The sequence below is a fragment of the Polynucleobacter sp. 15G-AUS-farblos genome, from assembly GCF_018882445.1.
Lineage (GTDB): Bacteria > Pseudomonadota > Gammaproteobacteria > Burkholderiales > Burkholderiaceae > Polynucleobacter.
This window is the reverse complement of the sequence record NZ_JACVOM010000003.1, coordinates 306,067-320,864: the sequence shown is the minus strand read 5'-3', so window position 1 is coordinate 320,864 and position 14,798 is coordinate 306,067. Positions and strand designations below refer to the sequence as shown.

Sequence of the window (14,798 nt, the reverse complement as noted above, 5' to 3'; positions counted from 1 at the left end):
TATGTCGCTTACTCGTGCGAAAACACTCCGCCTAACTTATCCATGCGCTCGAGTGCAATACCGCAACCACGAGCTACGCAAGTTAAAGGATCTTCTGCCACATGAATTGGCAAGCCAGTCTCTTCTAGCAAGAGGCGGTCAAGGTCGCGCAATAAGGCTCCGCCGCCCGTTAGCATCATGCCGCGCTCGGCGATATCAGATGCCAACTCAGGTGGAATTTGCTCAAGCGCAGCCTTAACTGCAGTCACAATTTGATTGAGTGGATCGGTTAAGGCTTCGAGTATTTCGTTGCTGGTCACGGTGAAGCTTCGTGGAATGCCTTCAGAAAGATTACGACCTTTCACTTCCATCTCGCGCACTTCAGCGCCAGGGAAAGCAGAGCCAATTGTCTTCTTGATGAGCTCAGCAGTTTGTTCGCCAATCAACATGCCGTAGTTGCGGCGAATGTAATTCGTGATGGCTTCATCGAACTTGTCGCCACCAACACGCACAGAGCCTTTGTAAACCATGCCGCCCAATGACATCACACCAACTTCGGTTGTGCCACCACCAATGTCTACTACCATTGATCCAGCTGCTTCAGAAACTGGTAAGCCTGAACCGATTGCAGCAGCCATTGGCTCTTCGATCAAAAATACTTGTGATGCACCGGCACCCAATGCAGATTCGCGAATGGCACGACGCTCAACTTGAGTAGAGCCACAAGGCACGCAGATAATGATGCGTGGACTGGGTTTTAATAATTTACTTTCATGCACAAGCTTGATAAATTGCTTGAGCATTTGTTCAGTGATGGTGAAGTCAGCAATAACACCATCTTTCATAGGGCGAATTGCCTCAATATTTCCCGGAACGCGGCCTAACATCGCTTTTGCCTCTTTTCCAACGGCCAAAATGGTTTTTTTGCCGTTAGGACCGCCTTCTTGACGAATTGCTACTACCGAGGGCTCATCGAGGACAATACCCCGCTCACGCATATAAATTAAGGTGTTGGCGGTTCCTAGGTCGATGGCTAGGTCATTGGAAAAGTAGCTGCGGAAAAAACCAAACATGATGTAGTGGGAAAATAGTAGATGTTAATAAAAATATATAGGAATGATACTCCAGCGCCCTATGAAACTTGATGATGTCCAGCGCATTGCGCACCTATCCAGGCTTGAGTTAAGTCAGGCAGAAGCCGAGGCAGTTTTACCTCAATTGCAGGCTGTTTTTTCCTTGGTTGAGGAAATGCAGGCTGTTGATACAAGCGGACTAGAGCCGCTTGCTCACCCTATTCTATTTTTGCGAGAGATTGCCCAGCCCTTGCGAGAAGATCAAGTGACTGAGGCTGACCATCGTGTTGAAAACATGCAATCAGCCCCTGCTCAGCAAGAGGGGTATTTCTTGGTGCCGAGGGTCATTGAATGAGTTGGCACAACACACCTATCGCCTTAATGGCCAAAGCTTTGGCTGCAAAAGAGATTTCTAGTACCGAGCTAACGCAGTATTTTTTAGATCGAATTGAGGCTGGAAAACAGTGGAATGCATACCTTGATGTGAATGCTCACTTAAGCTTAGAGCAAGCTAGTAAAGCAGACTCTATTATTGCTGCTGGTCAATCGGGTAAATTAACTGGTATCCCAATTGCCCATAAAGATGTCTTTGTAACGAGGGGCTGGAAGTCCACTGCGGCCTCCAAAATCTTAGAGGGATATCAAAGCCCTTTTGATGCCACAGTGGTTTCTAACTTGGGTATTCCAGATGATTCCAATCCCCATGGTGCTGGAATGGTTTGCCTTGGAAAAACCAATATGGACGAGTTCGCTATGGGCTCATCTAATGAAAATTCCGCTTATGGCCCAGTCTTAAATCCTTGGAATGCTGAGCATGTCGCCGGGGGTTCATCTGGTGGTTCTGCTGCTGCAGTGGCAGCAGGTCTGGCTCCTATTGCCACTGGTACCGACACTGGAGGCTCCATACGCCAACCAGCCGCATTTTGTGGCTTGACTGGCATTAAGCCAACTTATGGGCGCGTTTCTCGCTACGGCATGATTGCTTATGCCTCTTCATTAGATCAGGCAGGACCCATGGCTAAGACCGCGGAAGATTGTGCTTTGCTGCTTTCAGCCATGTCATCGCATGATCCGCGGGATTCCACTTCATTAGCGGACTCTGGTGAAGACTATGGACGTTATCTCAATCAGCCTTGGCAAGAAAATAATTCGAATGCTGCAAAACCATTGGAAGGTTTGCGCGTTGGTCTACCAAAAGAGTTCTTTGCTGATGGTTTAGCAAGTGATGTGGCCAAATCCGTTAACGACGCAGCAAAAGCGCTTGAGAGTTTGGGGGCAAAGTTAATTGAAGTGACTTTGCCAAAAACCAAATTGTCTATTCCGGTGTATTACGTTTTAGCGCCAGCAGAAGCTTCTAGCAATTTAAGTCGCTTTGATGGTGTTCGTTATGGATTCCGCGCAAATGAATATCGCGATCTCGGAGACATGTATCAAAAATCTCGCACTCAAGGTTTTGGTGATGAAGTAAAGCGCCGTATTTTGATTGGCACGTATGTACTTTGTCACGGCTATTACGACGCCTATTATTTGCAAGCCCAAAAAATTCGTCGCATTATTGCGGCTGATTTTCAAGCGGCCTTTAAAGAATGTGATGTCATCCTTGGGCCTGTAGCCCCTGATGTGGCATGGCGTTTGGGGGAGAAATCAAAAGACCCCGTGCAAATGTATTTGGAAGATATTTATACGCTTTCTACCAATTTGGCAGGATTACCAGCCATGTCTGTTCCATGTGGATTTAATACAAAGAATTTACCAATCGGCATGCAATTGATTGGCAATTATTTTTCTGAGGCGCGTTTGTTACAAGTAGCACATCAATATCAGCAGGCCAGTGATTGGCATTTGCGACAAGCAAGTGGGGTGGCATGATGCAATGGGAAGTTGTTATTGGTCTAGAGACCCACGCGCAGTTACAAACAAAGTCAAAAATATTTAGTGGTGCGAGCACACGTTTTGGCGCCGAGCCTAATACACAAGCATGTGCAGTGGATTTGGCTTTACCTGGTGTGCTGCCGGTACTCAATCTTCAAGCCGTTGAGCATGCCATTCGTTTTGGATTGGCGGTAAGTGCAAAGATTTCACCAGCGAGTATTTTTGCCCGTAAGAATTACTTCTACCCAGACCTGCCTAAGGGTTATCAAATTAGTCAGATGGAGATCCCGGTTGTAGTTGGTGGACATCTCGAGATTTTGGTTGGTGATGAAGTGAAAACTGTGGAGTTGACGCGCGCCCACATGGAAGAGGATGCCGGCAAGTCGGTTCATGAGGAAGGTTTCATTGGACCCCATGGTGAGCCATCTAGTGGCATCGACTTAAATCGCGCTGGTACGCCTTTGTTAGAAATCGTGACTGAACCAGTGATGCGCAGTGCGGCTGAAGCAGTTGCTTATGCAAAGGCTTTACACACCCTGGTTGTTTGGTTGGGCGTTTGCGATGGCAATATGCAAGAAGGCTCATTCCGCTGTGATGCCAACGTCTCCGTTCGTCCAAAAGGGCAGGCGGAGTTTGGTACACGTTGCGAAATTAAGAATCTGAACTCATTCCGTTTTCTGGAAGAAGCGATTCAGTATGAAGTGCGTCGCCAAATTGAATTGATTGAGGATGGCGGAACGGTTGTGCAAGAGACACGCCTATACGATCCTGATCGCCAGGAAACTCGAAGTATGCGCAGCAAAGAAGACGCCAATGATTACCGTTATTTCCCGGACCCAGATTTATTGCCAGTCATCATCGATGATGCTTGGATTGCAGAGGTGCGCAGTCAGATGCCTACTCTTCCTGCGCAACTGCGTGAGCAATGGCAAAGTGATTATGGTTTAAGTGCCTACGACGTTCAGTTGTTAACTCAAGATCGTGACACCGCAAAAGTATTTGAGGACTTGCTGGCTATTGTGGGTAAGCCTTTAGCCAAAGCGGCTGCCAATTTAATTGCAGGTGAATTTGCTTCGGCTGTAAATCGTGCGGCTATAACTACAGCAGATGCACCCTTGAAAGCAGGGCATCTAGCGCCCCTGCTTACTCGCGTAGCAGATGGCACGATCTCCAATAAAATTGCTAAAGATATTTTTGCCATTCTCTGGGAAGAGGCTTTGGCTGGTAAGACTATTAGTACCGTAGATCAAATTATTGATGCTAAAGGCCTAAAGCAAATTAGTGATAGCGGCGCCTTGGAAGCCATCATTGATCAGGTTTTACAAGCTAATCAAAAATCCGTAGAAGAATTCCGCTCAGGCAAAGAAAAGGCGTTTAATGCTTTGGTAGGCCAGATCATGAAAGCTTCACAAGGGAAAGCTAACCCAGGGCAGGTGAATGAGTTGTTACGTAAGAAATTGGGTTGATGAAACTTCATACCAGACATCAAGAAAGAAATGAATGAGTGCAATTGATCCTAAACAAGCCGAGCAAGAAGAATTAGTCGCTGAGTGGTTGCGTGCAACCCCAGGATTTTTTGAGCGCTATGCAGATCTCTTTAATGAGATTCGTATTAAACATCCTCATGAAGATCGTGCAATTTCTTTGCAAGAACGACAAATGACGGTATTACGTACTCAGAATCAAGAGCTCAATCGACGTTTAAGCGAGATGTTGCACTTTGGAAGTCGTAACGATAAAACCCAGCAAAGCTTGGTGGCTTGGCTGATGCGTTTGATGAAGGCTAATAACAAGTCTGATGTTGAAGAAGCAATTTCTACAGGATTAGCTGAAGTATTTGAAGTAGATGCCGCTCAACTCTTATCGCCTAATTCCGCTTTTAGTCCTTGGGTTGGCACGCCTTTATGCGGATCTGCAAAAGAGTTGGCTGCTGCCAGTGTGGATTTGTTGGCCAGTCAAACCAAAATTGAGCCTGAGTGGCAAAGCATGGTGGCTATTGGCTTGCCACTGGGTAAAAGTATCGGCATTAATCAATCTCCCGCTGTCCTTCTTTTGGCCAGCAAAGATGAAACCCGCTTCACAGCGGATATGGGCGCATTCTATTTGCGTCAGATTGCCGAGCTAAGCGCTGCAGCTTTGGATCGCATCCAGGCTTATGAAACTACAGCTGGCTGATTTACACCCTCTCATGCAAGAGTATTTGCATGGGTTGCATGTTCTGCGTCAACTTTCTGTGCATACTTTGACAGCGTATCGACTTGATTTAAGTGAGCTGCAACAATTTGCACAGGAAGATTCGATTGATTTATTAAGGGTGACTAATGGCCATGTTCGTCGTTGGGCGGGTCGCTTGCATTCACAAGGAAAGTCGTCTCGCAGTATTGCAAGAGCTCTCTCTGCATGGCGTGGTTGGTACGCATGGCTTACTGAGAAGGATGCGAGGCGGGATGCTCGTGCGGGTAAGGTTGCGAACCATTTAATTGCCAATCCAGTAGATGATGTCAAGGCTCCTAAGCGGCTCAAATCATTGCCTAAGGCCTTATCGGTTGAGCAAGCATTAGCTTTAGTCAATCAGGCAGTAAAAGAGGCCAATGAGAAAAAAGATCTAGAGTCTATTCGGGACGCAGCCATTATTGATTTGCTGTATTCCTCTGGTTTGCGCCTTTCGGAGTTGCTTGGAATTGATGTGATGCAAAGCAAAGATCGCCTACAAGAATCCGCGGGCTGGTTAGATTGGGATGCTGCTGAAGTCACTGTTTTGGGCAAGGGCGGCAAACGACGCTCGGTTCCAGTAGGCGCTCCTGCGATGCAATCCTTAACGGCGTGGCGTGAAATACGGGATGCTGGAGCTTATTCAGAGCACTCTATCGGTCTATTCCTGTCTGCTACGGGCAAGCGGCTCTCACCAAGAACGGTTCAGGCTAGGTTGCGTACCTTAGCTATTCGCGCTGGCCTACCAACCCACGTGCACCCACATATGATGCGACATAGCTTTGCTAGCCATGTGTTGCAGTCTTCACAGGATTTGCGTGCAGTTCAAGAAATGCTAGGGCATGCCAGCATCGCTAGCACCCAGATTTATACCGCCCTAGATTTTCAGCACCTCGCTCAGGCATACGATAAAGCCCATCCTCGTGCAAAGGCTGGTAAAGGCTAAGGAACTCGGTAAGATATTAGGTTTCCCACTTTGGGAATGCATTACTACTAGATTTTGATTGGATCATTGATGGCATTAATCCCGGTAACGATTTTGACTGGCTTCTTAGGAAGCGGCAAAACCACCTTGTTAAAACATATTCTCACTGAAGAGCATGGCAAAAAAATTGCCGTCATTGAAAATGAGTTTGGTGAAGAAAATATTGATAACGATATTTTGGTTCAAGACAATCAAGAAAATATCGTGCAGATGAGCAACGGATGTATCTGCTGTACCATTCGCGGTGATTTAGTGGAGGCTCTCAACGCCCTATGGGAGCAGCGTAAAGATAAGAAAATTAGTTTTGATCGTGTGGTGATTGAAACTACTGGTGTTGCTAATCCAGGCCCAGTCGCACAAACTTTCTTTATGGATGATGATGTTGCTGATCACTACGTCTTAGATGCGGTTGTCACACTCGTTGATGCCAAGCATGGCCCGCAGCAACTTACAGAGCATGAAGAGGCTCAGCGCCAAGTTGGCTTCGCAGACCAGATTTTCATTACGAAGACAGACTTAGTGACTCCGGCTGAAGTAGAGGCTTTGCGTAATCGCCTCATGCATATGAACCCAAGGGCGCCGATTGCAGGTATTTCCAAGGGAGTAGTGCCACTCAATGCCGTCTTGGACCTCAAGGGTTTTAATTTGAATGCCAAGCTGGATATTGATCCCCATTTCTTGGAGCAAGAGGATCATGATCATGAAAATTGTGGTCATGACCATACGCATGATCACGATCACAGCACCTGTGGCCATGATCACAGCCATGACCATCATCACGGACATGCAGGGCACACAGACCGCATCCAATCCTTTGTTTTTCGTAGTGATAAACCCTTTGATCATCAAAAGTTGGAAGACTTCCTGGGGGGCATTTTGGAGGTTTTTGGGGAGAAGATGTTGCGCTATAAAGGCGTCCTCTATGTAAAGGGAACTAACCGAAAAGTGGTCTTCCAGGGGGTTCATCAGATGATGGGCAGCGATATGGCGGGTCCTTGGGGTGCAGAACCCAAGCAAACCAGGATGGTTTTCATTGGCATTGATTTGCCCAAAGACACCCTATTGGCAGGGCTTGATGGATGTTTGGTGAAGTGAGATTCGGGTACAATCCGCCGCCACGGTCATTATTGGTGAATATTGAACAATATTGATTAAAGGACTGTAAAACTTTGGCAGAATGAGGCAATAATGCTTCAAATCCAGGAAAGAATGAAATGACGGTAAAAACAGCAACAAAACCAGCAGCTGCTGCAAAAGCAAGCACTAAAGCATCGAGCGCCAAGACTCCAAAGGGAGCGCCTTTAACAGAGGCCGAATTGCTCAAGATGTCCGACAAGGACTATATGAGTGCCGCGCAGCTGGATTTCTTCCGTCAAAAATTGCTCACCCTTAAAGAGGACATTCTGAAAAATGCCTCAGAGACAACAGAGCATCTTCGCGAAAATATTTTGGTGCCTGATCCAGCTGATCGTGCAACGATTGAAGAAGAGCATGCATTGGAGTTACGCACACGTGATCGTGAGCGTAAGTTGTTGAAAAAAGTTGAACAAGCATTAGCTCGCATTGAGTCTGGCGACTATGGTTGGTGCGAGGAAACCGGCGAGCCAATCGGCTTGAATCGTCTCATCGCTAGACCTACCGCCAATTTATCTCTTGAGGCTCAAGAGCGTCGTGAACTCCGCCAAAAATTATTTGGCGAATAAATTTTTAAGCTGCAATGACTAAGCAATTACCCACTATCACTGACATCTCACCTTTATTAAAGGCGGAGATTCTTGCAGAGGCTTTGCCTTATATCCGTTCCTATCATGGCAAAACAATCGTCATTAAGTATGGTGGAAATGCCATGGTGGAAGAGCGCCTCAAAGAAAGCTTTGCGCGCGATGTCATTTTGCTTAAGTTGGTAGGCATGAATCCAGTTGTTGTTCATGGTGGTGGCCCGCAAATCGATGAGGCTCTGAAGAAGATCGGCAAGACTGGAACTTTTATTCAGGGTATGCGCGTCACTGACGAAGAGACTATGGAAGTAGTGGAGTGGGTTCTCGGTGGTGAAGTGCAGCAAGATATTGTGATGCTCATTAATCACTTTGGCGGTCAGGCTGTAGGCTTGACAGGCAAAGACGGTGGACTGATTCGCGCTAAAAAAATGTTAGTGGCTGATGAAAACAAGCCTGGAGGCATGATTGATCTAGGTTTTGTTGGTGAGATTGATGCAATTAATCCAGCAGTGGTTAAGGCCTTACAAGACGACGCCTTCATTCCTGTGATTTCTCCGATTGGTTTTAGTGAGGAAGGTCAGGCCTACAACATTAATGCTGACCTTGTAGCTGGCAAGATGGCTGAAATTCTGCATGCGGAAAAGTTGGTCATGATGACGAATATTCCTGGTGTGATGGATAAGAATGGCACGCTCTTGACCGACTTAACTGCGCGCGAGATCGATGCTCTGTTTGCTGACGGTACGATTTCTGGAGGCATGTTGCCAAAGATTTCATCGGCCTTAGATGCAGCCAAGAGCGGCGTTAACTCTGTACACATCATCGACGGCCGGATCGAACATTCTTTGTTATTAGAAATTTTGACCGAGCAAGCCTTCGGTACGATGATCCGCTCCAGATAAGTAGAAAACCATGCGTGAATCTTTACAGCCAGCAGATATCAACGACAGCAATGCTGACGGTGGCAAGGCACGTAAGCGTCCTAAGCCAGGCGAGCGTCGCCTACAGATCTTGCAGGTACTTGCGGAGATGTTGCAAAACCCAAAGGGTGAGCGCGTCACTACTGCAGCCTTAGCGGCCAAGATTCAAGTTTCAGAAGCGGCTCTTTATCGCCATTTCGCCAGTAAGGCGCAAATGTTTGAAGGCCTCATTTCGTTTATCGAGCAAACAGTTTTTGGGTTGATTAATCAAATTAATCAAAAAGAAGAATCAGGGCTTGCGCAAGCACGCGGGATTTTGCAGATGCTTTTATTCTTTGCTGAAAAGAATCCAGGAATGACGCGAGTTCTGTTGGGCGATGCATTGTTGCAGGAAGATGATCGTCTTCAAGAGCGCATCACACAGGTTTTGGATCGCGTCGAAGCCTCACTTAAACAAGCATTACGCATTGCTCAGACTCAAGGTGGCGCATGGGCGCAAGTGGGTCAAGAGGAGGTCAGTATTCGGGCCGCTATGTTGATGAGCATTGTATTGGGGCGCTGGCACCGCTTTGCACGCAGCGGTTTTAAGAAGTTGCCAACAGAAGCCTCAGATATTAGTTTGCGCATCCTTCTCTCAGAATGAGCGAGCTACATCTCTCAAGAAATACCATCCATTTTGCCGAGCCACTGCCTTTGCAAAGTGGCGCCATGTTGTCTGGATACGATTTAGTTATTGAAACATACGGCAAACTCAATGCCGATAAAAGTAATGCTGTCCTAGTTTGTCATGCACTAAATGCATCCCACCACGTTGCTGGCCCAAGTCCTGAAGATCCAGAGGATATTGGTTGGTGGGATAACATGATCGGACCTGGCAAACCAGTCGATACCAATCATTTTTTTGTCATTGGCGTAAATAACTTAGGCTCATGTTTTGGATCTACTGGACCCATGAGCATCAACCCTGCCTCAGGCAAGCCATATGGAGCTGACTTTCCTGTAATTACTGTTGAGGATTGGGTCAATACTCAGGCGCGCTTGGCAGATAAATTGGGTATTCGTAAGTTTGCTGCTGTGATGGGCGGTAGCTTGGGTGGTATGCAGGCGATGGCTTGGGCTATTCAGTTTCCAAAGCGCTTAGAGCATTGCATTGTGGTGGCCTCTACCCCTAGATTGAGTGCGCAAAATATCGCATTTAACGAAGTAGCGCGCAATGCTATTTTGTCTGACCCAGATTTTCATGGCGGTAATTACTACGAGCATGGGGTGGTGCCGAAGCGCGGTTTGCGCTTAGCTCGCATGGTAGGTCACATTACCTATTTATCAGATGATGATATGGCTGAAAAATTTGGGCGCGAATTGCAACGGCCTAATGGCGAGTCAAATGATTACCGCTTTAGCTTTGATGTTGAATTCGAAGTAGAAAGTTATTTGCGTCATCAAGGCGATAAGTTTTCCACTTACTTTGATGCTAATACTTATCTCTTGATCACTCGAGCCTTAGATTACTTTGATCCAGCGCGTCGCTATGAGGGTAGCCTTGATCGGGCTTTGGCAGAAGTCCAGGCTAAATTTCTAGTGGTGAGCTTTTCGACTGACTGGCGTTTCCCACCAGACCGTAGTCGTGAAATTGTGAAGTCCTTGCTGAGCAACAAGAGTGAGGTGAGCTATGCAGAGATTGATGCACCCCATGGTCACGATGCATTCTTATTGGATGATGAGCGCTATCACAACTTAGTAAGAGCGTACTTTAAGCATATGCGCGAGGCCCAATCATGAATCAACGTGCAGACTTCGCGGCCATATCGAACTGGATCGCACCCAATAGCGAGGTGCTCGATTTAGGTTGCGGTGATGGTAGCTTTTTGGAGTTTTTACAAAAAGAAAAACCGGTGCACACCTATGGCGTAGAGATAGACGATGCTCGCGTTCTTGCTTGCGTTCAAAAAGGTCTGAATGTAATTCAGCAAAATTTAGAAGGTGGGCTAGCTCTTTTTGAAGACAATAGTTTTGATACTGTGGTCTTGTCTCAGACGCTACAGACTATTCACCAAACTGAAAAGATCTTGCGTGAAGTAGTGCGCGTAGGAAAAGAGTCGGTGGTGTCTTTCCCAAACTTCGGTCACTGGTCTCATCGTTTGGCGGTTGGACTCGGGCGTATGCCGGTATCCAAGAGCTTGCCATATCAGTGGTACAACACGCCTAACGTGCGTGTCTTAACGGTCGATGATTTTGAAAAATTGGCCTCTAGTATTGGATTAAAGGTGCTTGATCAGTGCATCTTGCACGAGGGTCGGCAAGTGACCTTATTGCCTAATTTCTTTGGTAGCTTAGCCTTATTCCGCGTTCGCCGTGCCTAAAGCTGTTCAGTCTTGGTTAAAGGACTTTCGGGTTTATCTCGAATGGCCCTGCTTGCGAATGTTGTTTCTAGGATTTTCAGCAGGCTTACCTTTATTGCTCATTCTTGGTACCTTAAGTTTTTGGTTGCGAGAGGCCGGTATTGATCGCAGCACGATTGGTTATCTCACTTGGGTTGGATTGATTTATGCCTTTAAGTGGGTGTGGGCGCCCTTAGTTGATCGCTTACCAATTCCTTTGCTTACTAAATTATTTGGTCGTAGGCGTAGTTGGTTATTGTTTGCTCAGGCCCTCATCATTTTGGGCTTGGTTGGGATGTCGAGTGTTGATCCTAAATTGGCCTTAAATGCGGTTGTATGGTGCGCACTCCTAGTTGCATTTGGTTCGGCTACCCAAGATATTGCCTTAGATGCATTTCGGATTGAGTCTGCCAATAGCGATCATCAAGCGGCCTTAGCAGCGACCTATCAAACGGGATATCGATTGGCCTTAATTTGGGCGGGTGCAGGGGTTCTGTGGCTGGCTGCACGGGCAGAAACAGGTTCTGGCTCTTACGATGCGAGCGCTTGGCAGTTTGCTTATTTATGTATGGCCGCTTCAATTGGTGTTGGCGTCATTACAACCTTGTTGAGTAAAGAGCCTATTCGAGTAGAGCTTCCTAAGGCTCGTAATGCTAAGGCTTGGCTGCATCAAACCTTGATCGAGCCCTTTGCAGAATTTATTCAGCGTTATCGCTGGCATGCCATTTTGATTTTGTCCTTGATCGCGGTATATCGCATTAGCGATGTTGTGATGGGCATTATGGCCAATCCTTTCTATGTCGATATGGGTTACACCAAAGACGAAGTTGCTGCAGTGAGCAAGGTGTTTGGTGTTGTCATGACCTTGGTCGGCGCATTTATTGGCGGCGTCTTAACACTGCGTTTTGGTGTTCTACGTATTTTGTTTTTGGGAGCGATTCTGTCAGCCGTAAGTAATTTACTGTTTGCTTGGTTGGCCACTCAGGGCCATGATCTTCGGGGCTTAGTTTGGGTGATCTCGGCCGATAACCTGAGCTCAGGTATTGCTAGTGCGGCATTTATTGCGTTCTTATCTGCCCTGACTAATATCCGTTATTCAGCAACCCAATATGCTTTGTTTAGCTCAATGATGTTGTTGTTACCTAAGTGGTTAGCTGGCTTTTCAGGAGTCTTTGTTGATTCATTTGGCTATCCAGCATTTTTCTATGGCACTGCAATTATTGGTGCCCCAGTCCTAGTATTAATTTGGCTCACGATTCATTTCAACATAGTCCAAATTAAAAAAGAGCCCAACTAATTTTTCAAATTAGATTTTCCAGTCGTAATCCACCATGAGTGGTGCATGGTCTGAGAAGCGCTCTTCTTTGTAGACAGCCGTTTTTTTGGCAGTGTTAGCGATACCAGGCGTACTGATGTGATAGTCAATCCGCCATCCTACATTCTTGGCATAAGCCTGACCGCGATTGCTCCACCAGGTGTAGCAAGATTCTGCTGCCTCTGGTTCCAGTTTGCGATAGACATCCACATAACCCACTTGATTGAAGAGATTGGTAAGCCAAGCGCGCTCTTCGGGCAAGAAGCCAGAATTTTTTAAGTTCCCCTTCCAATTCTTCAGATCAATTTCTTGATGAGCGATATTGACGTCACCACAGAGAACAATTTCGCGGCCGGATTTCTTTAGCGCAATGAGGTGCGGTAAAAAACTATCCAGGTAGCGGTATTTGGCCTCTTGTCTTTCGGGAGAGCTAGAGCCCGATGGCATATAAACCGAAATGATGGAGAGTTCTTTGAAGCGAGCTTCTACGTAGCGTCCTTCGGCATCGAATTCTTCATTGCCATAGCCGTAGAGAACCTCATCTGGTTTGTGGGGGGTATAAATGCCGCAACCGCTGTAGCCCTTTTTCTCAGCGTGATGGAAGAAGCCATGCAATCCCTCTGGATTCAGAATGGCATCCTCTAAGTCCTCGCGTTGAGCCTTGAGCTCTTGCATGCAAATGAAGTCCGCCTTTTGCTTCACAGCCCATGGCAGAAAGCCTTTTTTGACTGCAGAACGGATACCGTTGAGGTTCGCTGAAATGATGCGTAACATGTAGGCCTATGAGCTCAAAAAATTCTAATCAAGATAACTTTATTCGTTTTGCCTTAGAGGCAAAGGTTTTGTCGTTTGGGGAGTTTAAAACCAAAGCGGGACGGCTTTCACCATATTTCTTTAATGCTGGCGGTTTTAATGACGGCGCTCGCTTGAGTGCTCTCGGTCGATATTACGCAAAAGCCCTGCAAGAGTCTCAGATGCAATATGACATGCTTTATGGCCCTGCATATAAAGGGATTACCTTGGCGGCCGCTACAGCCATTGCTTTGGCGGATGAGGGCATCAATGTGCCTTACGCCTATAACCGCAAAGAGGTAAAGGATCACGGAGAGGGCGGCTCATTGGTCGGCGCACCAGTGAAAGGCAGAGTGGTGATTATTGATGATGTGATTTCGGCAGGTACATCGGTTCGGGAGTCTGTTGAACTCATTCGCGGAGCGGGAGCTGAACCTGCGGCCGTATTGATTGCATTAGATCGCATGGAAAGATCAGGAACAGCTACTGAGGTAGGCGAAAAGTCTGCAGTACAGGCGGTTGAGCAAGAGTTTGGATTGCCAGTAATAGCCATCGCCAACCTGGCAGATTTAATGTCTTTCTTAACAGCATCAAGTGATACTGAGCTGACGGCTTATTTGCCTGCAGTCAAAGCGTATCGAGAAAAATATGGAATCTAAAGGGTAAGGTAGTTTAGATTTCTAGCTCGCCTTCGAACACCGTTGTTGCTGGACCGGTCATCATCACGGGCTGAGCGACATCATCAATCACTCCATCCCATGCAATGTGCAGATCACCACCACGGGTATGAACTGTGACGGGAGAGTCAAGCAAGGCTCTGCGAATACCAGATACCACTGCAGCACAAGCGCCCGTACCGCAGGCTAGTGTTTCTCCAGCGCCTCGCTCAAAAACACGCAATTTAATTTCATTGCGATTGATGACTTGCATATAGCCAGCATTCACCCTATTTGGAAAGGCGGGGTGACTCTCAATTGCGGGCCCCTCTTCTAATACTGGTGCGCTATCGACATCAGCAACGACTTGAACGGCATGGGGATTACCCATCGACAGAACTCCTACCCAATCGTCATGTTGTGCTGGAGCATTTAGCGCGAGAGCGTACAGCATTTCATGGAACTCTTGAAGGCTTGCTAGCCCTTCTGGATTAAAGGGGATAAGAGCAGGTTCAAAAATGGGGGCACCCATATTGACTTCAACTTGACCATCTATTTTCGCATTGAGTGTCAGCACCGCATGAGCTACTTCCACTCTCAGGGGGTTTTTGCTAGAAAGACCTTGATCCAAAACAAAGCGCACAAAGCAACGTGAGCCATTGCCGCACTGCTCTACCTCACCACCATCGGCATTAAAAATACGATAACGAAAGTCAGCATCTGGGCGTGTTGCTTTTTCAACTAGGAGAATTTGATCTGCACCAATACCAAATTGACGATGCGCCATGCTCTTCCATTGATCACGCGTGATATCGCTCAAGTCTTGTTCAATACCATTGAGCACAATGAAATCATTGCCTGCACCATGCATTTTGGTGAAGCGAAGTTTGCGTGAAGGC

General features: G+C 46.9%; 16 protein-coding genes. 13 read left to right on the top strand and 3 right to left on the bottom strand.

Translation table 11 applies throughout. The features are described from left to right. Window positions 1-8: 8 nt before the first annotated feature. Complete coding sequence (locus ICN41_RS06690; RefSeq protein ID WP_068319852.1) at window positions 9-1,052, bottom strand: rod shape-determining protein; 1,044 nt, start codon at window positions 1,050-1,052, stop codon at window positions 9-11. 61 nt (window positions 1,053-1,113) lie between these two features. Between ICN41_RS06690 and gatC the strand changes: the two genes are divergently transcribed. From gatC to ICN41_RS06630, 12 genes are all read left to right on the top strand, one after another. Further along, on the top strand, window positions 1,114-1,407 hold the full coding sequence (gene gatC, locus ICN41_RS06685) for an Asp-tRNA(Asn)/Glu-tRNA(Gln) amidotransferase subunit GatC (protein ID WP_216292160.1): 294 nt from the start codon (window positions 1,114-1,116) through the stop codon (window positions 1,405-1,407). Then, complete coding sequence (gene gatA, locus ICN41_RS06680; RefSeq protein ID WP_216292159.1) at window positions 1,404-2,921, top strand: Asp-tRNA(Asn)/Glu-tRNA(Gln) amidotransferase subunit GatA; 1,518 nt, start codon at window positions 1,404-1,406, stop codon at window positions 2,919-2,921. Before gatC ends, gatA begins: the two co-directional genes overlap by 4 nt. Further along, window positions 2,921-4,390: an Asp-tRNA(Asn)/Glu-tRNA(Gln) amidotransferase subunit GatB gene (gatB, locus tag ICN41_RS06675; protein ID WP_216292231.1), complete on the top strand. Its 1,470-nt coding sequence runs from the start codon at window positions 2,921-2,923 to the stop codon at window positions 4,388-4,390. Before gatA ends, gatB begins: the two co-directional genes overlap by 1 nt. Before the next feature lie 34 nt (window positions 4,391-4,424). Further along, window positions 4,425-5,099: a DUF484 family protein gene (locus ICN41_RS06670; protein WP_216292158.1), complete on the top strand. Its 675-nt coding sequence runs from the start codon at window positions 4,425-4,427 to the stop codon at window positions 5,097-5,099. Beyond that, a complete protein-coding gene (locus ICN41_RS06665; RefSeq protein WP_216292157.1) occupies window positions 5,080-6,081 on the top strand; it encodes a tyrosine recombinase XerC in 1,002 nt (333 codons plus the stop codon). Before ICN41_RS06670 ends, ICN41_RS06665 begins: the two co-directional genes overlap by 20 nt. 69 nt (window positions 6,082-6,150) lie before the next feature. Next, window positions 6,151-7,215, top strand: a complete 1,065-nt coding sequence (locus ICN41_RS06660) for a GTP-binding protein (RefSeq protein ID WP_370629106.1) — start codon at window positions 6,151-6,153, stop codon at window positions 7,213-7,215. A gap of 230 nt (window positions 7,216-7,445) precedes the next feature. Further along, complete coding sequence (gene dksA, locus ICN41_RS06655; protein ID WP_087908894.1) at window positions 7,446-7,823, top strand: RNA polymerase-binding protein DksA; 378 nt, start codon at window positions 7,446-7,448, stop codon at window positions 7,821-7,823. Window positions 7,824-7,837: 14 nt separating this feature from the next. Then, window positions 7,838-8,740, top strand: a complete 903-nt coding sequence (gene argB, locus ICN41_RS06650) for an acetylglutamate kinase (RefSeq protein ID WP_216292155.1) — start codon at window positions 7,838-7,840, stop codon at window positions 8,738-8,740. Window positions 8,741-8,750: 10 nt separating this feature from the next. Beyond that, on the top strand, window positions 8,751-9,401 hold the full coding sequence (gene slmA, locus ICN41_RS06645) for a nucleoid occlusion factor SlmA (RefSeq protein WP_216292154.1): 651 nt from the start codon (window positions 8,751-8,753) through the stop codon (window positions 9,399-9,401). Then, window positions 9,398-10,537, top strand: a complete 1,140-nt coding sequence (locus ICN41_RS06640; RefSeq protein WP_216292153.1) for a homoserine O-acetyltransferase — start codon at window positions 9,398-9,400, stop codon at window positions 10,535-10,537. Before slmA ends, ICN41_RS06640 begins: the two co-directional genes overlap by 4 nt. Further along, the gene (metW, locus tag ICN41_RS06635; RefSeq protein ID WP_216292152.1) at window positions 10,534-11,118 is read left to right on the top strand and encodes a methionine biosynthesis protein MetW; all 585 of its coding nucleotides are present in this window, start codon (window positions 10,534-10,536) and stop codon (window positions 11,116-11,118) included. Before ICN41_RS06640 ends, metW begins: the two co-directional genes overlap by 4 nt. After that, a complete protein-coding gene (locus ICN41_RS06630) occupies window positions 11,111-12,433 on the top strand; it encodes an AmpG family muropeptide MFS transporter (RefSeq protein ID WP_370629105.1) in 1,323 nt (440 codons plus the stop codon). The genes metW and ICN41_RS06630 overlap by 8 nt, the downstream gene beginning before the upstream one ends. A gap of 9 nt (window positions 12,434-12,442) precedes the next feature. Here the strand turns inward: ICN41_RS06630 and ICN41_RS06625 are convergent, their stop codons facing one another. After that, complete coding sequence (locus tag ICN41_RS06625; RefSeq protein WP_216292151.1) at window positions 12,443-13,225, bottom strand: exodeoxyribonuclease III; 783 nt, start codon at window positions 13,223-13,225, stop codon at window positions 12,443-12,445. A gap of 8 nt (window positions 13,226-13,233) precedes the next feature. Between ICN41_RS06625 and pyrE the strand changes: the two genes are divergently transcribed. Next, the gene (gene pyrE, locus ICN41_RS06620) at window positions 13,234-13,902 is read left to right on the top strand and encodes an orotate phosphoribosyltransferase (protein ID WP_216292150.1); all 669 of its coding nucleotides are present in this window, start codon (window positions 13,234-13,236) and stop codon (window positions 13,900-13,902) included. Between the two features lie 13 nt (window positions 13,903-13,915). Here pyrE and dapF read toward each other — a convergent pair whose 3' ends face one another. Then, the gene (gene dapF, locus ICN41_RS06615; RefSeq protein ID WP_216292229.1) at window positions 13,916-14,770 is read right to left on the bottom strand and encodes a diaminopimelate epimerase; all 855 of its coding nucleotides are present in this window, start codon (window positions 14,768-14,770) and stop codon (window positions 13,916-13,918) included. Between the last annotated feature and the right edge of the window lie 28 nt (window positions 14,771-14,798).